The sequence below is a fragment of the Chryseobacterium sp. GVT01B genome, assembly GCF_019970045.1.
In the GTDB taxonomy this organism is placed as follows: domain Bacteria; phylum Bacteroidota; class Bacteroidia; order Flavobacteriales; family Weeksellaceae; genus Chryseobacterium.
In genome coordinates, this window is the sequence record NZ_JAHXYI010000009.1 from 32,802 (window position 1) to 58,929 (window position 26,128).

Annotated in this window: 22 protein-coding genes and 1 tRNA gene; 5 read left to right on the plus strand and 18 right to left on the minus strand. The window is 35.1% G+C overall.

The window, feature by feature from the left end; translation table 11 throughout:
- The first annotated feature begins 141 nt into the window (after nt 1–141).
- From LC457_RS20365 to ligD, 3 genes are all read left to right on the plus strand, one after another.
- On the plus strand, nt 142–927 hold the full coding sequence (locus tag LC457_RS20365; RefSeq protein ID WP_223601481.1) for a Ku protein: 786 nt from the start codon (nt 142–144) through the stop codon (nt 925–927).
- Nucleotides 927–1,532, plus strand: coding sequence for a DNA polymerase ligase N-terminal domain-containing protein (locus LC457_RS20370; protein WP_223601482.1), 606 nt, complete (start codon nt 927–929; stop codon nt 1,530–1,532). Before LC457_RS20365 ends, LC457_RS20370 begins: the two co-directional genes overlap by 1 nt.
- 71 nt (nt 1,533–1,603) lie before the next feature.
- Nucleotides 1,604–3,478, plus strand: coding sequence for a DNA ligase D (gene ligD, locus LC457_RS20375; RefSeq protein ID WP_223601483.1), 1,875 nt, complete (start codon nt 1,604–1,606; stop codon nt 3,476–3,478).
- Nucleotides 3,479–3,506: 28 nt separating this feature from the next.
- On the opposite strand, the gene LC457_RS20380 is transcribed toward ligD, so the two are convergent.
- The 6 genes from LC457_RS20380 to LC457_RS20405 form a co-directional block, all read right to left on the minus strand.
- Complete coding sequence (locus LC457_RS20380) at nt 3,507–5,042, minus strand: T9SS type A sorting domain-containing protein (protein ID WP_223601484.1); 1,536 nt, start codon at nt 5,040–5,042, stop codon at nt 3,507–3,509.
- A 135-nt stretch (nt 5,043–5,177) separates the two neighbouring features.
- A complete protein-coding gene (locus LC457_RS20385) occupies nt 5,178–6,029 on the minus strand; it encodes a mechanosensitive ion channel family protein (RefSeq protein ID WP_223601485.1) in 852 nt (283 codons plus the stop codon).
- Nucleotides 6,030–6,352: 323 nt separating this feature from the next.
- Nucleotides 6,353–7,087: an SDR family NAD(P)-dependent oxidoreductase gene (locus tag LC457_RS20390; protein ID WP_223601486.1), complete on the minus strand. Its 735-nt coding sequence runs from the start codon at nt 7,085–7,087 to the stop codon at nt 6,353–6,355.
- A gap of 112 nt (nt 7,088–7,199) precedes the next feature.
- Nucleotides 7,200–7,562 (minus strand): preprotein translocase subunit YajC, encoded by a 363-nt coding sequence (gene yajC / locus LC457_RS20395; protein WP_149387236.1) that lies wholly within the window; start codon nt 7,560–7,562, stop codon nt 7,200–7,202.
- Between the two features lie 10 nt (nt 7,563–7,572).
- Nucleotides 7,573–8,079 carry a DUF1573 domain-containing protein gene (locus LC457_RS20400; protein ID WP_223601487.1) on the minus strand — a complete coding sequence of 169 codons (507 nt, stop codon included), beginning with the start codon at nt 8,077–8,079 and terminating at the stop codon, nt 7,573–7,575.
- A 1-nt stretch (nt 8,080) separates the two neighbouring features.
- The gene (locus LC457_RS20405) at nt 8,081–8,986 is read right to left on the minus strand and encodes a transcription antitermination protein NusB (protein WP_223601488.1); all 906 of its coding nucleotides are present in this window, start codon (nt 8,984–8,986) and stop codon (nt 8,081–8,083) included.
- 91 nt (nt 8,987–9,077) lie between these two features.
- Between LC457_RS20405 and LC457_RS20410 the strand changes: the two genes are divergently transcribed.
- Nucleotides 9,078–10,739, plus strand: a complete 1,662-nt coding sequence (locus LC457_RS20410; protein WP_223601489.1) for an ABC transporter ATP-binding protein — start codon at nt 9,078–9,080, stop codon at nt 10,737–10,739.
- 99 nt (nt 10,740–10,838) lie between these two features.
- Complete coding sequence (locus LC457_RS20415; RefSeq protein WP_034701927.1) at nt 10,839–11,174, plus strand: DUF3276 family protein; 336 nt, start codon at nt 10,839–10,841, stop codon at nt 11,172–11,174.
- Between the two features lie 156 nt (nt 11,175–11,330).
- Here LC457_RS20415 and LC457_RS20420 read toward each other — a convergent pair whose 3' ends face one another.
- The 12 genes from LC457_RS20420 to leuS all read right to left on the minus strand — a co-directional run bounded on the left by LC457_RS20420 (nt 11,331) and on the right by leuS (nt 26,075).
- A complete protein-coding gene (locus tag LC457_RS20420; protein WP_223601490.1) occupies nt 11,331–13,643 on the minus strand; it encodes a hypothetical protein in 2,313 nt (770 codons plus the stop codon).
- Nucleotides 13,644–13,685: 42 nt separating this feature from the next.
- A complete protein-coding gene (locus LC457_RS20425; protein WP_223601491.1) occupies nt 13,686–15,998 on the minus strand; it encodes a VCBS repeat-containing protein in 2,313 nt (770 codons plus the stop codon).
- Nucleotides 15,999–16,254: 256 nt separating this feature from the next.
- Nucleotides 16,255–16,330, minus strand: a tRNA-His gene (locus LC457_RS20430).
- 35 nt (nt 16,331–16,365) lie between these two features.
- Nucleotides 16,366–17,085, minus strand: coding sequence for a bacillithiol biosynthesis deacetylase BshB1 (gene bshB1, locus LC457_RS20435; RefSeq protein WP_213277193.1), 720 nt, complete (start codon nt 17,083–17,085; stop codon nt 16,366–16,368).
- An 81-nt stretch (nt 17,086–17,166) separates the two neighbouring features.
- Entirely contained in the window at nt 17,167–18,819 is a 1,653-nt protein-coding gene (locus tag LC457_RS20440) for a tetratricopeptide repeat protein (RefSeq protein ID WP_223601492.1), read from the minus strand.
- Nucleotides 18,820–18,910: 91 nt separating this feature from the next.
- The gene (locus tag LC457_RS20445) at nt 18,911–19,783 is read right to left on the minus strand and encodes a PstS family phosphate ABC transporter substrate-binding protein (RefSeq protein WP_223601493.1); all 873 of its coding nucleotides are present in this window, start codon (nt 19,781–19,783) and stop codon (nt 18,911–18,913) included.
- Nucleotides 19,773–19,970, minus strand: a complete 198-nt coding sequence (locus LC457_RS20450) for a DUF308 domain-containing protein (RefSeq protein WP_172617109.1) — start codon at nt 19,968–19,970, stop codon at nt 19,773–19,775. The genes LC457_RS20445 and LC457_RS20450 overlap by 11 nt, the downstream gene beginning before the upstream one ends.
- A gap of 75 nt (nt 19,971–20,045) precedes the next feature.
- A complete protein-coding gene (locus LC457_RS20455; RefSeq protein ID WP_223601494.1) occupies nt 20,046–20,885 on the minus strand; it encodes an energy transducer TonB in 840 nt (279 codons plus the stop codon).
- A 28-nt stretch (nt 20,886–20,913) separates the two neighbouring features.
- Complete coding sequence (locus LC457_RS20460; RefSeq protein WP_223601495.1) at nt 20,914–21,480, minus strand: biopolymer transporter ExbD; 567 nt, start codon at nt 21,478–21,480, stop codon at nt 20,914–20,916.
- Between the two features lie 13 nt (nt 21,481–21,493).
- Complete coding sequence (locus tag LC457_RS20465) at nt 21,494–22,096, minus strand: biopolymer transporter ExbD (protein ID WP_223601496.1); 603 nt, start codon at nt 22,094–22,096, stop codon at nt 21,494–21,496.
- Nucleotides 22,097–22,157: 61 nt separating this feature from the next.
- Nucleotides 22,158–23,021, minus strand: coding sequence for a MotA/TolQ/ExbB proton channel family protein (locus tag LC457_RS20470; RefSeq protein WP_047373530.1), 864 nt, complete (start codon nt 23,019–23,021; stop codon nt 22,158–22,160).
- Between the two features lie 240 nt (nt 23,022–23,261).
- Nucleotides 23,262–26,075, minus strand: a complete 2,814-nt coding sequence (gene leuS / locus LC457_RS20475; protein WP_223601497.1) for a leucine--tRNA ligase — start codon at nt 26,073–26,075, stop codon at nt 23,262–23,264.
- Nucleotides 26,076–26,128 lie beyond the last annotated feature (53 nt).

The following is a 26,128-nucleotide window of genomic DNA, read 5'->3' on the forward strand; positions in this document are numbered from 1 at the left end:
TTTTGTAACCACAGATTACGGAAATATAAAGGTATAAAAGTCCGGGCTAAAAACAATTGTCATTTGACAAAAAGCCTATTAAAGGTACCACACGAGCCTCCAACGGCATGTTAATTGCTTGATTTTTAAAAACGTAAGACAATGAAAGCAATTTGGAACGGCGCCATTGGCTTCGGTTTAGTTAACATTCCTGTTAAAATTTATTCGGCAACGGAAACCACAAAACTGGATCTCGATATGCTCGACAAATCTGATTTTTCCAATATCCGGTTCAAAAGAGTAAATGAAAATACGGGAAAAGAAGTAAAATGGGAAAATATCGTCAAAGGTTATCTCATGGACGACAAATATATCGTTATTGATGAAGAAGATTACGAAGCGGCAAGCCCCGAAAAGACAAAAATACTCTCTATTGACCAGTTTGTAAAAGAGGTGGAAGTAGACAGTATGTATTTTGAAAACCCTTATTATCTGGAACCTCAGAAAAATGGGGAAAATGCATATAGACTTTTACTGAAAGCTCTTGAAAAAACAGGTATGGTAGGAATCGGAACGTTTGTGCTCCGTGAAACGGAAGCTATTGGAATGATCCGTCCTTACAAAGATGACATCCTCGTTCTCAACCGTTTGAGGTTTGATCAGGAAATAAGAGATTATAAAGATTTAAAAATCCCCACTCAAAAAGCTCCGAAACCGGCAGAACTTAAAATGGCGGTTAATCTTATTGAACAGCTTTCCCAGGAATTTGATCCTGCGATGTATAAAGACACCTATTCTGATGAACTAATGAAAATCATTAAGCAGAAAGCAAAAGGTAAAAATATAAAAGCTAAAAAAGCACAGCCTGCAAAAGAAGGTAAAGTGATTGACCTCATGGCACAGTTAAAAGCCAGTCTGAATACTTCTAAATCCAAATCTGCATCATAATGGCTCTCAAAGATTATAATAATAAAAGGAAGTTCGATGAAACCAGCGAACCGAAAGGAAAAACGAAGAAAAGCAAAGACAAACTTATTTTTGTAATTCAAAGGCATGCTGCGAGCAGACTTCATTATGATTTCCGGCTTGAAATGGAAGGTGTACTGAAAAGCTGGGCTGTTCCGAAAGGTCCTTCTTTAGATCCAAAAGATAAACGCCTGGCCATGATGGTGGAAGATCATCCTTACGATTATAAAGATTTTGAAGGGAATATTCCTGAGGGAAATTATGGTGCCGGACAGGTGGAAGTATGGGACAGCGGAACCTATGAGCCTTTGGAAGAAAACACTAAGCTTTCTGATGAAAAAGAGCTGCTGAAAGAATTACATGCAGGATCTTTAAAATTCATTTTACACGGTAAGAAACTGAAAGGTGAGTTTGATTTGGTTAAAATGAAAAATACGGATGACAACTCATGGCTGCTGATCAAACATAAAGATGATTTTGCAGAAAGTCCATATGATGCTGAAGAAAACACCTCGTCAAAATCATTGGTCACAAAATTTTTAGAGGAAAAAAAAAGCCTAAAAATAAAGGAAAAAAAGAAGTCATAACTTCCGAAAAAACTTTCAGAAATTTCAATTCTTTAACGAACGAAAAAAAATTAAAGTCTTACATCAAACCCATGCTGGCTAAGCTTTCCGAAGAAGCCTTCAATGATAAAGACTGGATTTTTGAAATAAAATGGGACGGCTACAGAGCTATTGCCGACTTAAGTAATGACGTTCCGCTCTTCTATTCCCGAAACGGGATTTCATTTTTATCCAAATTTGAAAAAATAGCACTGGAATTTGAAAAACAGAAACATCATATGCTTCTGGATGGTGAAGTGGTAGCGTATGACGAACAGGGAAAGCCTAATTTCCAGTTTTTGCAGCAAATTGGGGATAATCCTGATGCAGCCCTTGTCTATCATATTTTTGACCTTCTATGGCTGAACGGCCATTCTACCGAAGAGCTTCCCCTTATTCAACGAAAGGAACTTTTAAAAGAGGCTCTGACAGAAACCGACCATATTAAATATTGTGATCATATTCCGGAAAAAGGTATTGAGTTTTTTGCGCAGATGAGAAAAATGCAATTGGAAGGGATGATTGCAAAACGAACAGAAAGCCCATATATTGAAAACCACAGAACCAATGACTGGCTTAAAATCAAATTTTCCAACACCGAAGAGGTTATTATTTGTGGATTCACAGAACCCAGAGGTTCAAGAAAGAGTTTCGGGGCTTTAATTTTAGGAAAATATCTGAATGGAAAACTTACTTACTGTGGACATACGGGAACTGGCTTTAATAATGCTTCTTTAAAAGAGCTTTACCAGAAACTTCAGAAGCTGGTTGTGAAAGCATCTCCATTCGAGACTATTCCCAAAACCAATATGCCGGTAACATGGACAAAACCTGAACTGGTATGTGAAATCAAATATTCTGAAATTACACGAGACGGAATTTTCAGACATCCTGTTTTTATCGGGATACGAGAAGACAAAGATCTTAAAGAGATCAAAGATTCATCCTTCACCGAAAAATCTAAAGAAATGAAAACGAAAGCATCATCAAAAAAAACTGAAGTTTCTGGAAAAGAAAAAGAGATTACTTTGGACAAACATTCGGTAAAACTTACAAATCAGGATAAAATCTATTTCCAAAAAGATGGCATTACTAAAGGAGACGTTATTGATTACTATCAATCAGTAGCCGCTTATATTCTGCCTCATTTAAAAAACCGACCGCTTTCTCTGAACCGTTTTCCGAATGGGATTGAAGAACAAAGCTTTTATCAGAAAGACGCCGGAGATCATATTCCGGACTGGATAAAAACCACACAGGTATATTCTGAATCCAATGATAAATACATCGACTATATTTATTGTAATGACAAAGCAACTTTAGCCTACCTGAATAATTTAGGATGTATAGACCTAAACCCATGGAACAGTTCTTTACCGGATCTTGAGCATCCTGATTACTTGGTATTAGACCTGGATCCTTCTTCCAAAAACACATTTGATGAGGTGATTGAAACAGCGCTTCAGGTGAATGAGGTTTTAAAAACAATTAAAGTAAAAGGGTATTGCAAAACCTCCGGCAGTACAGGAATTCATATTTATATTCCCATGGGATCTCATTATGATTTTGACCAGGTAAAAGATTTTGCCCATATTCTTATGAAACAAGTGAATGAAAGGCTTCCTAAGATTACTACTTTAGAACGAAGTCTTCAGAAAAGAGATAACAAAAAAATCTATCTTGATTATCTTCAAAACAGAACAGGACAAACATTAGCAAGTGCCTACAGTCTGAGACCTAAACAGGGCGCATCAGTTTCAATGCCATTGGATTGGGATGAACTAAAGCCCAGACTGAGACCTACGGATTTTAATATTAATAATGCTTTGGACAGAATCAAAGAGAAAGGAGATTTGTTTAAGCCGGTTCTGGGTAAGGGAATTGATATGATAAAGGCTTTGGAATTGCTACAAAATAATAATGAATAAAAAAGACGAGAAAAATCCCGTCTTATATTTATTCTTTTATAAACTTATTTGTTATACTTCCAAGTTTCAGGTAATATACACCCTGTTCAAGGTTACTAACATCTATTGTATTATCTTTAATGATTGTTTTCAATACATTTCGTCCATTCACATCTATTATTTCAGCACTATAATCCTTCAATTGTCTGATATTAATATTCAGAGTATTCTTTACAGGATTAGGGTATATGATTAAATTCTCACTCTTAATTTTCTCATCTTTTACAGTCAAAATATTTCCGTTGTTTAAAACTTTCGTAATAATACCTTTATTCGGTGTCTGATGATTTCCAAAAATCAGGATTTTCTGATCAGAAGTCAGGATTGCAGATCTCATAAACTCTTTACTATTTAAGTCAACATCAACTATTCCATTATTTCCAAAACCAGAATCTACAGAACCATCAGGATTAAACTTTTTTACAAATTGATTAAGGTCTGCAGCATTTCCTGTTGGACTGGCCATGCACACTAAAAATAAATGGTTGCTATTATCTAATAATAAAGTAGGGTAAAGAATATTATTATCAACATAATAATTATTAGTATTATAATAGGATTCATTAACAACACCATTAATTCCAAAGCTATTGTCTAAATCTCCATTTTGATTCAATTTCATTAAAGTAATAGTAGATACTGGTGAGCTTGCAGAAGACGAAACTCCATACAGATAAGTATTATTATCTTTACCTGTAGCGGTACAGAAATAGGTTGAATAATTTTGAATCGGAGTATAAGATATTGAGTTATTATTATACGTATTATCCAAAATACCATTTTCCGAATATCTTGATTTTACAAAAGTCCCATCTGCTTTTTGTCCAATTAATATTAATTTAGAATCATTTTGAACTACCAGGCGCCCCAAATTTGCCTCTTGTAGCACAATCCCATTATTTCCAAACGCAGTATCAATAGAACCATTTTCGTTAAGACGAAGAACCGCCAATTTTGATGACTGACTATCTACGACAGTTGTACACAGCAAAATTTTGTTATTACTTGCTAAAATAACATTATGAAAATTAAAGGGCCCGGACAATCCAAGATTATCAAAAAATGAATTGAAAGTAGAACTAACAACCACTCCATTACTACCAAAACCTGGATCATAAGTCCCATTTTCATTTAACCGAATTAACTTAGTACCCAAAATATCCCCAAGAACAATTTTCTGATCAGGTTGAATATACATTTTGATTAAACGTGAAATTGGGCTGGAAGAAAGTGGAGGAATAAACACTGTATTAAAACTGTTATCTATGCTGCCATCAGCATTCAGTCTCTGAATAACATTAGTGGTAGATTGATTATTATTAGGTATATTAAGATAAGTTCCACTTACCATAATTTTCTGCTGTACAGTTAAAGCTCCGGTTTCATAAATAAATCCGTAAGCATTGTTAGGTGTATATGTATATACTCCATTAGTCCCAAAAGATGTGTCTAAAAATTGACTTTGGGCTGTTACCGATGATGTTACAAAGCAAATACCTATAAAAAGAAGTAATTTATTGATCATAGTTATTATTTTTCCGGCAAATATAATGTAATATTTTAGCAGAAGAGCTTAATTCTAAATATTCTATAGTAGAATCAATTGTACATTAACTAAACAATAAAAAACTCCTGCATTAAAATAATACAGGAGTTTTTATTATATCGTTTGATTATAAACATGAATATCTCGTTGTGGAAAAGGAATTCCAATTCCGGCTTTATCGAGAGCTTCTTTACAGCCTATAATCAGTTCTTCATTCATTGCCCAAAAATTCTCTGTAGATGTACTTACTCTTATTGATAAATTGACAGCACTTTCTCCAAGCTCAGTAACCACTACCTGTGGAGCAGGTACTGTAAGGGCATATTGATTATTTTTAATAACATTCATTAAAAGTTCTTTGGTCTGCTTAAGATCAGCATCATATGCAACTCCTATATCCAATGATGTTCTTCTTGTTCCCAGATGTGTAAAGTTGGTAATACTGTTGTTTGAAACCACCCCGTTAGGAATAACGATCAATTGGTTTTGCGGGGTAACCAGTTTCGTATGGAAAATATCTATTGCCTGCACGGTCCCTGAAACCCCGGAATTGGTAGAAATAAAGTCACCAATTTTAAAAGGCTTTAATAATAAAATTAAAATTCCACCTGCAAAATTCGTCAGAGAGCCTTGTAAAGCTAAACCTACCGCCAAACCTGCAGCACCAATCATCGCAACAAATGCAGAGGTCTGCACTCCCAGCTGAGTTACAACAACGATAAACAACAGAATATTCAGTCCCCAGTTAATAATATTCAGGAGAAAATGCTGCAGAGAAGCTTCCATATTTCTTTTTTTGAAACCTTTCTCCACCAGCTTTTTGATCATTCTTATCATCCATGATCCAATCAGATAAATCAATAATGCAGAAATAACTGCAGTAAAAACTCTTGGTGCCCATGAAATTGCTGAAGAAATTAACGTGTCCCAGTGTTGTTGAATCTTGTTCAATTCTAAATCGTCCATTTTTATACTATGTGTTTACTAATTATATCAATGAGATATTAAGCTCTGCAGGATTTAAAAATGAAATCGAGATATCTGTCTAAAAAGAAAATTGCCTTCCACTTCAAAAGTGAAAGTAAATGATATTATAGATTAAAATAGATTGACAGCAGAACAGATTGTTTCAGCTTTACTCAATAATCATTCAGAAATTGAATCTTGCAGGAAGAAATAATTTTCGGGTCATAGAATTACAAAAACGATACCGAAGTACTATAATTATCAAAATTAACGCTCTTTAAAACTAAAATTATTAATAAAACAGTGCCTGCTGGTGAATATTTTTATGGTAGTTTTGCTGCCAGATTTTCAGGCAACAGTCTAAGAATATGATAAATAATTTTCCATTTAAAATTCGGAACGATGGTAAAGGAATTTCCTGCATTGACAATATATTTTGCCACATAATCCGGCTCCATAATCAAGGATTCATTCAATTCTAATCCTTCATTGATTTTTGTTCTGATGTAGCCAATGACTAAAGCATTCACAATAATTTTCCGGGAAACTAATTCCTGCCTCAATCCGGCCAGAAACTGAGTAAATGCAGCTTTTGTACTTCCGTAAACAAAATTACTTTTCCTTCCTCTTACTCCGGACAGTGAAGAAAGACCGATTATTCTTTCCAGGTTTTTGTTGTCTTTATCCATTGCAATGATACTCAGGATAGATACTCCACCCATATAATTCACTTCCATCATTTGCTTAGCGCCTTTAAAATCAATTAATGCTTTTTGATTATCAACTAAGAAACCCGCAGCATATACTACAATATGAGGTTTCAAAGGAAGTTCAGAATAAAACTTCTGATGTGAATCAAAATCTGCTGCATCAAAATATAAAACAGAAACTTTTGAAGAGTCCAGATCATTTGACTTAATAAAATCTTCCAGAGATTTTGTATTTCTGGAGGCTGCAATCACGGCAAAGCCTTTTTCAACATATTGCTTTATACATTGTTTTGCTACATCTGAATTTGCTCCAAGAATAAGAACCGTTTTGTTTGTGTTTTGATTCATAGGACAAAGATAATTTTATTAAATACTAATCCCAAATGTTAGTAAACTGTATAAAAAGACTGCGGTGGGTGAACTTCGTTCACCCACCGCAGCTACATATTTTCAGACTGAATTATTTCTTTTCTTCAGTTGCTGTTTCTTTTTTGTCATCTGCTTTATCTGCAGATTTTGTTTTATCTCCAAAACGAGATTCTGTCATTTCTCTGGAAACGGCTGCTTTTTCAAATTTCAGTTTTCCTGATAATGTTTCAATAACAAAACCATCATCCTGAACCTGAGCAATTCTTCCGTGAAGACCGGAGGTAAGAACTACTCTTGTACCTACTTTAAGGTTTTCCTGAAAGTTTTTCTCTTGCTTTTGCTTTCTCATTTGAGGTCTTATCATCAGGAAATAAAATCCTACAAACATCACCCCCATCATGATCAGCATCATAGGTGAAGACCCGCCTGCTGCCTGTAAAAATAGTGTCAACATATTGTTATTATTATGGTTGGATATTCGCTGTGAATGTTAATCTGATTGGAGCTTTTTCTACGTTTACAAAAACATCCGCATACTTCTGAACGTTTCCGTCAAAGCTTGAAGAATCAAAATGCAATGTAACTTTTCCTTTTTTACCTGGCATAATAGGCTCTTTTGTGAAATCAGGAGCTGTACATCCACATCCTGGCTTAACTTCAGAAATAATTAAAGGGTTTTTACCTGTATTGGTAATTTCATATACGTGCTGTACTTTGTCTCCTTTTTTGATTTTCCCAAAATCGAAGCTGTTTTCAGATAAAGCAACAGAAGTAGATGGTTCGTTAGAAACCGGAGCAGCTACGTCACCCGCTACAGGTGTTGCCACAGAATCAGTGGTTACCGGAGCCGCAACAGCAGCAGAATCAGTAGTTGCAGTTTCAGTACTTTGAGTTTCTTTGTTTTCTTTTTTACATGAAACTAACCCAAAGCCTATAATAGACAAGGCGATAATTGATAACGTCTTTTTCATTTTATATTCTATTTTGATCTTTACAATATTTATCTAAAATACCATTGATGAAAATATTGGAACGGTCTGTAGCAAATACTTTTGCAATTTCAATATATTCATTAATAATAACTCTTGAAGGCGTGAAAGCAAAATTATCAAGTTCTGCAATCGCTGTAGACAAGATTACTTTATCCATTAAAGAAACTCTTTCAAGATCCCAGTTTTCAAGTCTCTCTCCCAGTTTCTTTTCATTGTTTTCCCAGTTGTTCAGAGTATCTTTCAACAGTTTTGCAGCGAAAGTCTTATCTTCTTCATCTTTAATCATTTTAATTAAAGTTCTGCTTTCTTCATCTTCTCTCAGGAAACCGATTGTTTTTTGTACCATGGAGTTAGCAATATGAATATCATCATACCATGAAAGTTCTTTATCTCCCAGATAATCATGAAAATCTTCATTTTCAGCAATATATCTTAAAAATAATTTTCCGATAAATTTCTGATCTTCTTCAAAAGAGTATCCATCTTCTTTCATGAAATCCTGATAACGCTTTCCAGCAGTAATTCTTTGGAAAGTTTTTACCAATAGATCATCATGCATATCCCATTTCAACTGCTTATGCTGGCCTGTAAAAAATAATCTTTCAGGATTTTCTTCCAGTTTAAGCAATACCTGGTTGTTGATGAATTTTTGGTTAGGATTAATGTCAGAATCAGTTTTAAGATATTTGTTCTTCCCAATTTCGATCTGGTGTTCTGCCAATTCTTTAAGAGCCACCAAAAAATTGAGCTGATAAATGTATAGATAATAGATTTTCTCTATACCAGCAAACATGTTTTTCTCTAAAACATCAAACTTTACAGGATTTTGGTAGTATGAATACACTGTCTGTACTACTTTTTCACGGATTTGTCGTCTTCCTAACATTCAAAGAGCTTTTTTATGGGTGCAAAGATACAAAATTTAAAATTGATGAAATTCGTAGTGTGATGACATTTTTGTAATTTTGTACAACTATATGAAAGCGCTTAAAACCTTAAACCCCTATTTTTGGAAACACAAAATACTGCTGTTTTGGGGAGTACTATTTATTATTGCCAGTAATTTCTTCAATATATATAAGGTTCAGTTTGTAGGAAAATCTGTGGATGAACTTACAAAAAACGGTAACCTTGGCTTTAACAATCAGGTTTTGATCTATGTTGGAATCATTGTTGGATGTTCTCTGCTAACTGGATTCTTCACTTTTATGATGAGACAGACTATTATTGTGGCTTCCAGAAGAATAGAATATGAACTTAAAAATAAAATTTACAGACATTATCAGGATTTATCTTTAACGGATTATAAACAGACAACCATTGGGGACTTAATGAACAGATTGAGTGAAGATGTGGTTGCCGTAAGAATGTATCTTGGTCCCGGCGTGATGTATGTTGCCAACCTGATCGTTCTGGTAGTGATCACGGCAATTTATATGGTGAAAACGGATGCATCCATGACGATGTGGACCTTGCTTCCGCTTCCGATTTTGTCTTTTGCTATTTATAAGGTAAGCTCAATTATTAATAAAAAGTCGAAGATCATGCAGAAAAGTCAGTCTGCAATTTCAACTTTTGTTCAGGACAGTTTTTCAGGAATCCGTGTAGTAAAATTTTTCGCAAGAGAGAAATACATTGAAAAAAACTACGGAATTAAGGTAACTGATTATCAGAATAAGGCATTGGATCTGGCAAAAACAGAAGCCTATTTCTTCACCATTATTCTCTTTGTAATCGGGCTTCTAAATGTAGCTATCATCTGGATTGGAGGTACAAAATATATTGCCGGAGAATTAAGTATCGGTAAGATTGCAGATTTCTTCATGTATATCAATACCCTGATCTTCCCTTTCTCTATGGTTGGCTGGGTAACTTCTGTGAACCAAAGAGCTGAAGCATCCATGCAAAGAATCAATGAATTCATGGATAAGAAATCTGAAATCATTAATACTAATTTTGAAACCTATCCTATCAAAGGAGATATCGAGTTCAGGAATGTTTCTTATGTATATCCTAATACGGGAATTAAAGCACTGGATAACTTAAGCTTTAAAGTGAAGGCCGGAGAATCTTTGGCCATTATGGGTAAAACCGGAAGCGGAAAATCAACGATTGCTCTTCTTCTATGCCGATTGATAGATCCGAGTGAAGGAGAGATTCTGATTGATGGTAAAAACCTGAAAGATCATAATCTGAGCAACTACAGAAACTTCATTGGATATATTCCTCAGGAGAGCTATTTATTCTCTGATTCTATAGAAAATAATATCGGTTTTGCTATTGATCATCCTTCTCATGAGAAAGTGGTAGAATATTCAAATATTGCAGATGTTCACAAAAATATTATAGAGTTTAAAGAGCAATATAAAACACTTGTAGGTGAACGCGGAGTAATGCTTTCGGGAGGACAAAAACAAAGAATTTGCATTGCAAGAGCCTTAATTAAAGACCCGAATATCATCATTTTTGATGATTCATTGTCTGCTTTAGACACCGAAACGGAGCAGAATATTCTGGAAAATATCGATAAAAAAATAAGTAACGCTACTTCCATAATCATCACACACAGAGAGTCTAGCGCTCAAAAAGCCGATCAAATAATCAACCTCACGGAAATTGCCAATTCTGTAACCGCTTAGCCATTTCGTTCTCAATTGTTAAATAAATCATAAAAAAAATTTTGTGATTAAAAGAATTCTTTTATATTTGTTCTTAACAAGATTAAAAAATATCTAACAATGAGTGAATACAAGGAACGCCATGAAAATGAGATTTTCACGAAGGTGTTAAAAGCAGGGAGAAGAACTTATTTCTTTGATGTGCGTGAGACGAAAGCAGGAGATTATTATCTTACAATCACTGAGAGTAAGAAAAATTTCGGAGAGAATGGGGAAGCTACATTCGAGAAGCATAAAATTTACCTTTATAAGGAAGATTTTAAGAGTTTTCAGGAGATGTTTAATGAGTCCACAGATTTCATCATTAATGAAAAGGGTGAGGATGTAATTTCAGAAAAACATGATAAAGACTTCAAAAGCAAATCATTCACAATTGATTCTGACGACGAAGTTTAAAAAAGAATATCTAAAAACACAAGCATCTGAAAAAGATGCTTTTTTTATGCCATACAATCAAAATTCAACAAACACTTATTACTACATAAAAAAACGGACTAAAGCCCGTTTAATATTATATTGAATATTTATATTTAATTTACCGTGAGTGATTTCCTATCTTATAGTTACCATTTCTTTTGATTCCTCCTTATTATAAGATGCTGATTTCAGAAAACTGAATAACACGTCTGGCACTTCATTCTGACATGGATCTGATTGTTTACTAGACTGAAGAGGGTTTCTAACAACTTGTGCTGCTGAAAACATAACTATGCCTCCATCTTTTCTAAGAGTAACCAATTCATCATTTTGAGAGCTTAAATCAAAATTCCCAAAACACATAACATTGTCTTTAGTTTGTAAGACAGGAAAACTTTCTGCGCCGAAAGCGCCTAAAATATTCCCATTTAATTTAAAAACTTTATAATCTCCATCAAAATTTCTGTGAGCAAAAATCTCGTCTACTCCATTTGCATCAATATCTCCTACAGCTAATCCTCTCCATTCTGAACCCGAACCCCAACCTGTAGATTGTGCTATTTTTGTCATAACCCCATTATCATCTATATTATAAACATATATACCATTTTGCATATTATCTTCAGCATCTACAAGCAGAACAATCTCATCTTTACCAACATTATCAAGGTTACCTGAAGCAACTGCCGTAATTTTCGAATTCACTGGTAGATTAAGAGCGTTAGTATGAACTAACTGAGGAGTCGTTCCATTAAAATTAAAAACAAGAACTTCTTTATTTAAATTTTTGACAGCAATAAAATCATCCTTTCCTCCGGTGATAAAGTTTCCTGCTGCAGCTCCTACCCAATCAGATTGTGCATCCCAACCTATAGATTTTGTATGTTCAACAATATTATTGTTTTCAATTTTTAAAATATAAGCCCCATTATTACTGGCATCGGAATGATTACTTAAAGCAATAATCTCACTTTTGCTATCTCCAAAAAAATCACCGGCAGCTATACCTCTCCAATCGTACTGTCCACTATAATATTTGTCGTTTGTAACGGAATGAAATTTTTTACCATAAGGTTGCATAGTTCCTATCATCCCATCATAATTTCTGATGACAACAAATTCATTAGCACTATCTCCATCAAAATTACCGCTCGCAATTCCTCTCCAATCGGAACCAGATCCCCATCCATGTTCCGTATTGACAGGTACAATTAAGTTTTCATAATAAGCCAAATAAGCAACTACTAAAGGAAAATTTTCAGGTGTCAAAGGTGTATAATAATTTTCTGCCGTTTGCATTTCAGCAAGTAACTGATATATTTTTTCATCATATTCAGATAAGCTCGCCCATTGAAAGCAGGTATAGGTACTTACGTCTTCGTCAACAGGGTGTGGATTCTTAAGATTCCAGGGTGAATTAAGATAATTCACTCCATTATTTATATACAAAGGAGCCTTATAGATATCTTTCGTTAAGGTGTTAGCATAGGCCTTCATATCCAAATCTGTATAAATAAGTGTTCCGCCCTTAGAGATATCATATTTACGGCACTCATAAGGAAAAGAGATTGTTAATCCGCCGTGAGAAATATCTTCCCGTAAAGTATTTTTTTTCCAATATGTCCATTTATTAGATTGTAAACCAGAATCAAAAGAGGTATTTGCTTTTAAAAAATTGGCAATTTTATCAAGCTGCCTAAGATAACTTTGATCATCCGTCGCCCTGTACATCTGTACCAAAACCCTTCCCATGGAGCTTTGCATATTAAAAGGAGAAATCACTCCCTTATTGTATATTGGAGGGGTATTAGCATTAATAGAATCTCTTTCTTTATAATAACCTATACTATCATTAGAATTAGGATTAGGATATGGCTCCTCATGCCATTGATCTTTATGATAAAGAAGAGTTTCTCTTACCTTTTGTTTAAGATCATCAGAAATAGCTTTAAAACTCATATCATTATAACGCCCTCCCCCAATATATTTTAAATGATGAAGAGTAGAGTCTTTCTTAACTATTGCGGCAAACTTAGCCATAGGGTAAGTTATGTTAGCGCTATGTACCATATGCGCATAAGTTTTTCCTGAGTCCGCCTTTGGATAATTGTAGTGATTATGAGACCAGGCAGCACCTGAAACATTACGATAATCAAAAATTTGACTTAGACCCGGCATCTGGCCCCTAAGATCATCTCTTCTGTCAATCACATTTCCAATAGTCCCTATTAAAACATTAGCATATTTCACGTCATGTGTTTTTTCATACATCATTACCAATGCTTCCATATGGGCAGATACTATCCATGAAAATTCTAGTTGGTTTGAGCTGGTTGAGTTAATAGGTACTACAGCATATCCCTTACTATCAAAAAGGTCTTTATAATAAGATTGAGCATAAGACTTTATTACGAATAAGAAAGCGAGAACTGTGAGGAGTTTTTTCATATTTTATTTTTGTGATTATTTCAAATGTATTTTAGAATAACTTCAGTTATTATGAGCCGGGCTCAGGAAACTAAACAACACTTCCGGCAGCTCATTCTTACATGGATCTAATTGTTTATTAGTAGGAGGAGAAGGACTTTTAACAACTTTTACTGCAGAAAACATCACTATTCCACCATCTTTTCTAAGGGTAATTAGTTCATCATTTTTTGAAGCAGGATCAAAGTTTCCGAAACACATTACATTGTCTTTGGTTTGCAAAAGAGGAAAACTCTCTGACCCAACACCATTCAAAGTATTTCCATTTAATTTATATACATTATATTCTCCATCAAAATTTCTATGAGCAAGAATCTCATCCGTTCCATTTCCATCCAGATCTCCGACGGCTAATCCTCTCCATTCTGAATCAGATCCCCAATTTGTACGCTCAGCAATCTTTGTCATTATTCCACTATCATCTATATCGTAAACATGTATTCCGTTATATGCTGTATTAGGGGAATTAACAAGTAATACAATCTCATCTTTATCATCATTATCCAAATTCCCAGACGCTACTGCTACAATTTTTGAATTTGCAGGAAGATTAAGTGCATTACTATAGACTGGCTGGACAATAGTTCCATTAAATTTATATACAATTACTTCTGTATTATAGTTTCTGGCTACAATAAAATCATCTTTTCCTCCATTGATAAAGTTTCCGGCAGTTACTCCAGCCCAATCAGAACCCATTCCCCAACCTGTGATTTTATCACTTTCAACAATGTTATTATTTTCAATTTTTAAAACATAAATACCATTATCAGCACTATTAGCATGGTTACTTAATGCTATCATTTCACTTTTAGTATCCCCAAAAAAATCACCGGCAGCTATCCCTCTCCAATCATATGAGTTTCCATAAACTTTGTTATTTGGAAACTTATAAAATATTCTGCCCTGAGGCTCCATAATACTTATCACACCATCAAAATTCCTGATTACAGCAAATTCATCTTTACTATCACCGTAAAAGTTCCCTTTTGTAACTCCTCTCCAATCAGAACCTGTACCCCATTCATGATCTGTATTGGTAGGTACAATTAACTTTTCATGAGTTGCCAAAAGTGCAATTGTCAGAGAAGAATAATAAGACAGATTATCTATAGGTATATTAGTATAGTAGTTTTTAGCCGCATATAGATCATCAACTAACTGATATATTTGTCTATCATAATCTGAAAGACATAACCATCTATAAGAAATATAATTATCCACTGATGCTTGAGGAGATATAACAGTTTTAACATCCCAAGGTTTACTATGATCACCAACTCCAAAATTGATGAACAAAGGAGAGGGAGAAATATCCTTAGTTAAAGTATTAGAATAGGCTTTCATATCCGAATCTTTATAAATAAGGTTTCCATTATTCAGAATCCCATACTTCCAACATTCGTATGGAAAAGCTATGGTTAGCCCTGAGTGAGAAATATCATCAGAAAGCGAACCATTCTTTTTCCAATATTTCCAAGTATTCGCTCCCAGATTGGCATCAAGAAGTGTATTTAATTTTAAAAAATTAGCAATTTGATTAAGCTGATTAAGGTACTTCACATCTTTTGTCGCCCTATACATTTGTACCAAGACCCTTCCCATAGAACTTTGCATATTAAAGGGAGAAATAATACCCTTATGCTTTATTGGAGGGGTATTAGCATTAATTGAATCTCTTTCTTTATAATAACCTATACTATCATCTGGATTTAGATTAAGAGGGGGCTCTGTATGCCATTGGTCCTTATGATAAAGAAGGGTTTCTTCCACCCTCTGTATGAGATCATTAGCAATAGTAAGATATTTTTTGTTAGCATAGCGACCAGGAGGATATGAGTCCGAGTTCAAATTGTGAAGTGTGGAATCTTTCTTTACTATTGCTGCAAACTTAGCCATAGGATAGGTTATGTTAGCACTATGCACCATATGAGCATAAGTTTTTCCTGAGTCCTGAATGATGTTATAATGATTGGTTGACCATGCAGCACCAGAAATTCCACGGTAATCAAATATATTACTTACACCTGCTTGCGGAGGTTGCAGCTGATTTCTAAGATCATCTCTTCTATCAATTACATTACCCATACATTGTATTAAAGTATTAGCATATTTATCATCATGCGTTTTTTCGTACATTAATACCAATGCTTCCATATGAGCAGATGTTGCCCATGAAAAATCGGTTTGGCTTCCACTTTTAGAATAACCAAGGTGTACATCATATCCCATGCTGTCAAACAAATTTTTATAATAGGACTGAGCATGGAATTTTATTACAAATAGCAGGGTAAGGATTGTAAAGAACTTTTTCATGTTAATAGTTTTGATTTAAGATCATTTTAAAAGAATTATTTCTCATGATTTTGGCAAAACAAATATAAAAGTTTCAATCACCAAACCCTGAATTTATTTTCAAGAACTTAAAGAGACCCATTTTTGTGTATTGACTTACAAATTATAAGCGCAGAGTGGAAAAAATTTTTAGAAAGGATATGAAAAAAGAAGTATCTGTTATTATTGAAACAGGCATAAAATAAAAAAGTACACTTGTAAAAAGTGTACTTTCTTTGGGTGAATGAGGGGTCTCGAACCCCCGACCTTCGGAACCACAATCCGACGCTCTAACCAACTGAGCTACAATCACCGTTTTGTGAGTGCAAATATAGAACATTTTCCTCAACTACCAAACAATTCCATCAAAATTTTTCAAAGAAATTAACTTCTCAGACGTAAATCCCTCAGCATAAGCAACTCCCGATAACCGCCCTAAATCCTGAGCGCGGTAAGTTAAGCTTTCATAAAAGTCTTTTGTTGTAATCGGAGTTTCTGGTTCTTTAGAAGCCGGATCATAAAACTGAGTTTTATAGGCCATGCAGGATGCAATTTTTGTCTCCAGAAATTCTGAAATGTCAATAACAAATTCCGGTTTGATATCTTTCCATTGAATATAATGAAAAACATGCTTCGGTCTCCACACCTCCTGGTTTTCGCCTTCTTCTACTGTTTCTATTTTTCTCAGTCCGGACAAAAAGCACGCATCCGATACTAATTTCGCTCCTTTTGCATGGTCTGGATGTCTATCATCAATTGCATTAGCTAACACGATTTCCGGGCGGTATTTGCGAATCATTTTTACGATCCTCATTTGGTATTCTTCAGAATTTACCAGAAAGCCATCTTTCATTCCAAGATTCTCTCTTGCTGAAAGTCCCAGAATTTTAGCAGCATCTGCCGCTTCTGCCTTTCTTGTTTCATCTGTACCTCTTGTTCCGAGTTCACCTCTTGTAAGGTCCACCACTACACATTTTTTACCCTCAGAAACCATTTTAGCAATAGTTCCGCCACATCCCAGCTCTACATCATCAGGATGTGCTCCAAAAGCAAGTATATCAGTTTTCATATAATCAAAGATAAGTTTAAAATAAAAACTTCCCAAACATTACGAATGGGAAGTTTTAATATCTGTAATTTACATTTTAAATTACTTATTGATCTCTGCATTTAATTTTACAGCATCCTGATAAGTAGGATCTAACTGTAGAGATTTAGCTACATAATCTTTAGCTTTTGCAAGATCAGTATCTTTATTCATATAAGCCACAGCAAAGTATGCATAAGCAAGAGTCTGCTTGTTGGCTTCCTGATCAGCAGGTTTTACTGTACTGATGAATTTTTCGTAAGCCATTTTTGCCGCATCATTGTTTCCTGCCTGTTGGTAAGAATACCCCTGGCTGTAATAAGCTGGAGCCCAATCAGGAAGTAGAGCTGACATTTTCTGCCATGTAAGGATTGCTCCGTTCCAGTTTTTAATATCCTGGTAAGCTGTAGCTAACTTAAATAATGAATCAGAATCCTGGCTGTTAGCAGCAACTTTCTGTTTCAATGCTTCAATAGCAGGGTTAGTAGGTCCTTTGTCAACTTCTGACTGAGAAACACCTCCACCGCCAGCGATGTTAGCTAATTCAAGATCCCACTTCATTGTTTCATCTTTTGCAGCTTTTGCAATAGCAACTTTCTGCTGAGCCTCCGTCATTAAAGCCGTTTTTTTAGCAGCATCTTTTTCATCTTTTGCCAGACCTGCAGCAATAAGTCCTTGTAAACCTTGGTCAGCAGGCTGTACTCTTGTTTTCTCAGCTTGAGAAACGAAAGTATCCATGTTTTGCTTAGCATCCGCATAGTTTTTATCTGCGTATGCATTGTAAGCTCTTAATTTGAACTTGATAGGATCCTCAATTTTATCAAAAATCTTATCTAATACCATTTTAGAGTTTGCATAATCTTCGTTTGTGAAGTATAGTTTTGCAATTTCTAATTGAGTATATGGATCTTCATCAGCATATTTTGTATAGTTGATAAGGTCTTGTGTAGCTTTTGCATTCTGTTGGTATCTGATATCATAACCAGCCAATGCTTTATATGCAGGAGCATAAGTAGCATCTACACCGATCGCTTTATCGATATTCTGCTTAGCTTGCTGCCATTGCTGTGCTGCCATCCATAAAGTTGCCATTCTTGTATAAACGGAAGCCTTATTTTTAGCAGTAGGTAATGCCTTATCATAAGCAGACATAGCCTCTCCCGGCATTCTTTTTAATCTGTAAGCATCTCCTAATGTATAATAATAATGTGCAGGAACACCTTTTTTCTCTGCTTTCTCAATAGCTTTAGTCAAAAACTGGATAGCAAGATCAGGTGAACTGTTCTTTTCAAATAAAGTTAAAGCTTCCGCAGCTCTGAAAAGAACTTCAGCATCTTTTTCTCTTGAATCAGTTACTACTTTCTGAATTTCAGCAACAGCATTTTTATCACCTTTGCCTAATTTAACAGCAGCTAAACCGATTTTGTTAAGATAGCTTTTTGAATCAGCAGCTAATCCTTTATTGAAGCTTTCAATTGCTTTAGCATAATCTGGCTCTCCCTGTCTTAAGAAAGTATTTCCCAAATAGAAGTAGTTTTCAGCTGTAGGCTCTTTAGCGATCATTTCAGTGAAGTTCGTTTTTGCCTGAGCAAATTTATCACTGTCTATACTGTTAATACCATCCTGCAGTGTCTGTGCAGAGGCAAAACCGGTAAAAAATACCACGGCTGCTCCAAAAGCAATCTTCTTTACATTCATATTCATTATATCTTTCATTTTATATTTTCTAATAATTGAGTTATATTCTACACAATTTTCAGACCAAATCAATATTTTTAATAAGGCTAAATTGTGAATTTAATATTTTTTAACGCATCTGAACTTCTCTCTTATAAATATTATAAGGCTGAAGACCTTCTTTCTGTACAATTTTCTGACCTAAATGGGTACATGAAAATCTAATAAATCCATTGGCAATATTGAAATTACCTTCGTTAATCAAGAAATAAAGAACTCTTGTAAATGGATATTCCATGGTGCGGAGCCCTTCAAAATCTGCATTGTAAAGTTTTCCTTTTTCTACAACAGGAAGAACTTTCACCATTTCTCTCAGTTTCTCAGAAGCTTTATCATAAGGACGGCTAAAAGTATTAAGCCCCACAACCCCTATTTTATTGGGATATTTTCCTAATTCCTCTATGATCTTCTGATTTCCAGGAATAATGGAAAATTGGAGATCTTTTGGCTGTTTTTTAAATTTTTCAGCAACAAAATTCAGATTACTTGAATTGGTTCCATCGAAAATGAATTCTTTTTTATCAGACATCAGTCCGCTGTTGATTTCCTCCATTGAAATACTTTCTTTCGGGGAATCTTTAGGAACAACAAAAACTACTGCATCAGCAGCAAATTTAGCAGGAAGAAACTTTAAATCGGTTCTTTCTTCGTATGTTTTTATTTCTTCAGGAGTAAGATTTCTGGACATTACCACCACTTTAGCACTTCCTTTCAGAAGATCCAGAAGTCCTAAATCTTCTTTTTTGGTTTCTACTTTGATGTGGGTTTCAGGGTAGTTGATCATATAGCCGTCAGCTAATGCTTCTGTGACACTTTGAAAGGACTCGTCAGTAAAAATTGTAAGATCACCTTTGTGATAGGAAGGAGCATTTTTCTCCTTTTTGCAGCCTGCAAGCATGATGCTTAAAACAAAAATTACTGCAAGCTTAAAACTATTCTTCATTTCTCGATTTTTTAATTCTTGAGATGGCCCTGTAAATTCTGAAAATACCATATATAACCAGTACTACACCTAGTGCATAGGCAACAGCAGGTTCTAAAATAGTAAAGAAGAATTTGTAGACAATCACTACAATTCCTAAAACGATATAAAACAATCCCGTAACCAGGGATAACCAATTGAACATCATGTAACAAAAATACCAAAAAAAATAAAAAGAGAAGCATATGCTTCTCTTTTTATTTATATTTTGAATAAATAAGTCTTATTCAAAGTTCATAGTAAATGGTACACTATAGTAAGATCTAACGCTCTCCCCGTTTCTTTTCGCAGGAGTCCATTTTTTAAGTTTCTTAACTACACGTACAGCTTCACTATTGAAGTCGCCATTTGGAGATTTCTCTTCAATAGTAACTGCAGAAACAGTTCCGTCTTTTTCTACAACGAACTTAAGCTTAGCTTTAAGCGTTCCTTCACCTCCTTCCATTAAAGAAGTATCGAAATTATCTCCCAAGAACTTTCTTAATGCTCCCATACCTCCAGGATATTCTGCAGATTGGTCAACATCTTTATAGATCTCGTTAGGATTATTTGCTTTTACCTCTACAGTACTAGCTTTAGTACCTGTAGATGGTGGCGGTGGCGGTGGCGTATAAGCCGGAGCCTTTACCCCCTCCTGATTCTGCAAACCAGTTGTTGTTTCCAACTGCTTAGAGATTGGCGGCGGTGGAGTTTCAATTTTCGGAGCTTTTACAGGCTCAGGAACTACGTTCTGAATCACCTCAATTTTCTCTTCTTCTTTTGGAGGAGGAGGAGGTGGTGGTTCTTCATCCTTAGGCTGCTCGATAATCGGTTCTTCTTCGATAATATCTACTAGATCTGCCTTTACTTCTTGCTTAGGCGGAGCTGTAAGATTTTTAATCGTAAGATAGATGAACGGAGACAAAGCTGCCAAAAGGAATAATGCTGTTCCGATGATAAAAGACTTTGTTAAAAGTCTCGGATACTGATGTCTAATATCGTAGGCACCATATTCCTTGTTTCTATTTTCAAATACAATCTCGTCTAAAGTAAGATTCTGACCGTATACATTTTCATCTGCCATAGATTAGATATACAATTTTATGGTTAAATTACTTTGTAGCAGCCGGTGCAGCAGCACCTCCTACTTTCTTGTCATAAATAGCTTTTTCCCAAGGCTTCACATCAGTAACACCGTACTGCTCACTTTTGGTAATTGCCATTTCGTCAAGAATATCAACAAAGTTCTTATATATAGCATCGTCAGTTGGCTTAATGATCACGGTAAATTTCGTTTGATCTGCAGCTCTAGATTTTGCCTGCTGAATTACTTTTCTAATTCCTTCTCTATCAAGAGTAGTTTCCATAAGCGTTTGGTCATTCAAGGATGTAGCATCCTGCTGGTGCCAAAACACTCTGTTATTTTTTCCTAATAAAATAGAAATTGAATTAGAAAGTTTAATTTCTGTTGGAGGTGGTTTTTGTTTTTCATCTTTCGGTTTAGCCGGAAGACCCAAATCCATAACATTCGGTTTACTGAATGTAGTTGTGAACATAAAGAAGGTAATCAATAGAAAACCCAAGTCCACCATCGGAGTCATATCGACTCTGGTACTTTGCTTCTTGGAACGGACCTTGCCGCCCTTGCCGCCTTTTTCCTGTACTTGTACTTCTGCCATTTCTAATGATATATTATGGTTTACCTTCTTGTGATGTAATCAACCAAAATTTAAGAAAATCAATATCTCTTAAACCCTCAAATAGGCTTTTAACTTTAGGGTACTGAGTAGTAACGTCACCTTTAATAGCTAACTTGTAGTCAGGGTTAACGCTCAAACTTTCTTTTACCCAATCAATTAATTGCTTATTTGTACTGTCCATAGGAATACCTGTAGGACTCTTATAATTTTTCTGCTCATCTCCAGACATATCCAAGTAACCTTTAAGTTGGTTCATTGGAACTCCAATTGCCTGAACTTTCTGGAAAGCTACTTTTTGGTTGTTGTCAAAAGTAATACCATACTTTTGTCCCATTTTTTCCAAAAGAGCAACTCTTTCTGATGCATTATCTACTGGTTGGAAATAGAATTTTCCGTCCGGTGTAGCGTTGATAGTCATTAAACTAGCATCAGGAAGTAATTTTTCCGAAATTGAAGATGGCGGTTTGATCTGCTCCACGTCAGGTTTTTTAAACTGAGTGGTCAATATAAAGAACGTAAGAAGTAGGAACGCAACGTCACACATTGCCGTCATGTCCGTAACTACTCCATGTCTTTTTGGTTTGACTCTCGCCATTATTATAAAATATTTTTAATTAAACTTCTTTTAATTGCTAATGCAAATACCTTGCTAATTCTTAGTTGAATTCAGCGAAAGATTGTTGGATACTCATAGAGATCTCATCGATCTTGTAAGTTAATCCGTCAATTTTAGAAGTAAAGAAGTTATAAAGGATAATAGCGATTGCTGAAGTACCAATACCTAATGCCGTGTTGATCAAGGCTTCAGAGATACCTGTAGATAGAGCAGCAGCATCTGGAGTACCACCTCCTGAACCTAATGCGAAGAACGCCTTGATCATCCCGATTACCGTTCCAAGTAGTGCTACTAACGTTGCAACAGTACCTAAAGTAGAAAGGATCATCATGTTTTTCTCAAGCATTGGCATCTCAAGAGTAGTAGCTTCTTCGATAGCTTTGTTAAGCGCTACCATTTTCTGCTCCTTATTTAATGTAGTATCGTGAGATAGTGCTTTGTAAGTAGTAAGACCTTCTTTTACTACGTTACCTACAGAACCTTGTTGTCTGTCACACTCTTCGATAGCTTCGTCAATTTTGTTTTGGTTTAGTAAGCTTCTTACTTGTACAACGAAGTTGTCTAAGTTTCCTTTTCCAGCAGCTTTACCAAGAACGAAATATCTTTCAAAAGAGAAAACGATTACAGTAATCATGAAAGTAATCAAGATTGGTACGATAACCCCTCCTTTGTAGATAATACCTAAAAACGATTCTGGGTGAATGTCTTTTCCTTCAACACTTGAAAAAGCTACAGATCCACTTCCTAGTTTATCTGCATCTTTAAAGTTTCCTGGGCTACCAAGAACGAATAAATAAATACATACTCCTATAATAAATAGAATAGGAATAATAACAGCTGGATTTAAACCTCCTGCCTTTCTAGCAACTACTTGCTCATCATTTTTTGAAACATTCATTTCCATATTTAACTAAATTATATTGTTTTAAAATTTTACAGGGTGTAAATTAAAGGCAAAATTAATTAAAATGCAAGAGTCTTAATTAAACATTTTGCTTTTTTTTGATAAAGAAATTTTAATACGATTTCGATATAATAATTATTTTTAATTATTTTATTTATTTTCCCCAAATTTAACATTTGAGTTAAAAAATCAAAAAAATAAGACACCCATTTTTTTTAATTTCCCAATGTTAAATTTTATTTAAATTACGATATTCACAATACGGTGAGGGACTACAATGATTTTTTTAGGGGTTTTGCCCTCCAAAATCTGTTGCATTTTATCACTTGAAATCACCAAATCTTCCACTTCCTTGGCAGATAATTGAGCTGAAAGTGAAATTTTGAACTTCATTTTACCATTTACGCTTACCGGATATTCAATTTCATCTTCTACCAGATAATCTTCATTTAATACCGGGAACTTTTCAAACTCAATAGATGCATTGTGTCCCAATAAACTCCACAGTTCTTCACAGATGTGAGGAGCATAAGGAGAAATGATAACGGCCAGCGGTTCTAAAATATTGCGCTTGTTGCATTTTATTTTCTGAAGCTCGTTTACAGCAATCATAAATGATGACACAGATGTATTGAAAGAGAAGTTTTCAATATCATATACTACCTTCTTTATTAAGGTATGTAAAACTTTGTATTCTGCTTTTGTTGGTTCTTCTTCTGAAACTTCAAATGAGTCTTCGTTGAAATACAGATTCCAGAATTTTTTAAGGAAGCCATATACTCCACTTAATCCTTGAGTATTCCAAGGCTTGGATTGCTCTAATGGTCCCAGGAACATTTCATACAATCTTAAACCGTCAGCTCCGTACTCTTCACAGATGTCATCAGGGTTTACCACATTGTATTTTGACTTGGACATTTTCTCTACTTCACGGTCTGTGATGTATTTTCCGTCTTCCAAAATAAATTCTGCATTAGCATAATCTGGTCTCCAGGCTTTGAATGCTTCAGTATCCAATTCGTCAGAAGTTCCTTTTAATAAGGATACGTCAACATGAATTTGCTGAGTCTGGTAATCTTTAGCTAAATTTTTAGATACATACTGGTTGGTTCCGTCAATTCTATATACATATGCACTCATTCCTAAGATCATCCCCTGGTTGATCAATTTCTGGAACGGCTCATCGTGATTGATATATCCTCTGTCTTTTAAGAACATATTCCAGAAACGGGAATATAATAGGTGCCCCGTTGCGTGTTCGCTACCACCAATATATAAGTCTACCTGTCCCCAATAATCTGAAAGATCTTTAGCACAGAACTCTCCGTCATTCTGAGGATCCATATATCTAAGGAAATACCATGAGCTTCCTGCCCATCCCGGCATTGTAGATAATTCTAAAGGGAAAATAGTTTTATCATCAACAAGATCTGTAGCAACTACTTTCTGGTTAGCTTCATCCCATGCAAATTCTTTCGCATTTCCTAATGGTGGATCTCCGTCTTCTGTTGGTAAATATTTTTCAACTTCAGGAAGTTCCAATGGTAAAGCAGAAGTCGGCAACGTGTAAGGCATCCCATCCTTATAATATATAGGAACAGGTTCTCCCCAATAACGTTGTCTTGAGAAAATTGCATCACGCTGTCTGTAGTTTGTTGTTCCATGACCGATACCTTTAGTTTCGATCTCAGCAATGATTTTTGATTTCGCTTCATTATAACTCAATCCGTTTAAGAAATCAGAGTTTACGCAAACTGAGTCTTTAGAATCAAAAGATTTCTCCTGAACGTCTTCTTCAGTTTCTACAACTTTTTTAATTTCAAGGTTGAATTTCTTTGCAAATCTGTGATCACGTTCGTCATGTGCCGGAACAGCCATAACCGCTCCTGTTCCATATCCCATCAATACATAGTCTGAAATATAGATCGGCATTTTCTCATTACTGAACGGATTGATTGCATAACTTCCTGTGAAAGCTCCACTCACGTTTTTCACGTCAGACATTCTGTCTCTTTCCGTTTTTTTGGAAGTTTCTTCAATATAAGTATCTACTTCTACTTTCTGAGCATCGGTAGTAATAGTTTCTACTAAAGGATTTTCCGGAGCCAATACCATAAAAGTTGCTCCAAAAATAGTATCAGGTCTTGTTGTAAATACCTCAACGATTTCATCGTGGTTTTCTACCTTAAACTGAACCTGTGCTCCCTGAGATTTTCCAATCCAGTATTCCTGGGAATCTTTCAAAGGTTGTGGCCAGTCCAAAGTATTTAATCCTTGTAATAATCTTTCAGAGTAAGCAGAAATTCTCATACTCCACTGCATCATTTTCTTTTGGAAAACAGGGAATCCTCCTCTTTCAGATTTACCGTCTTTCACTTCATCATTTGCCAATACAGTTCCTAATGCAGGACACCAGTTCACCGTAGTTTCAGCTCTGTAAGCAAGACGATAGTTTAACAGGATATCTTCTTTATCAAGATCGGAAGCTATTTTCCATTCTTCTGCTGTGAAATTTAATTCGTCGTTTTGATTGGCATTTAATCCTTCGGTTCCTTTTTCTTCAAAATGTTGGATTAATGAATCAATAGATTCTGCCTTGTCGGTATTTTTATTATACCAAGAGTGATACAGCTGGATAAAGATCCACTGTGTCCATTTATAGTAAGAGGCATCTGAAGTTCTTACTTCTCTGCTCCAGTCGAATGAAAATCCGATTTTTCTTAACTGCTCTTCATATCTGTTGATATTTTGTTCTGTAGTAATAGCCGGATGCTGTCCTGTCTGGATCGCATATTGTTCAGCAGGAAGTCCAAAGCTGTCATATCCTACCGGGTGAAGAACATTAAACCCCTGATGTCTTTTGTATCTTGCATAGATATCCGATGCTATATATCCCAGCGGATGACCTACGTGAAGACCTGCTCCGGATGGGTACGGAAACATATCGAGTACATAAAATTTGGGTTTATCTGTATTATTAGAGGTTTTATAGGTTTGATTTTCCTCCCAGTATTTCTGCCACTTTTTTTCTATCTGCTGATGATCGTAAAACACTTTATATATATGTTATATGTTAGACTTTAAAATATCGAATTATTTTCTCTTTT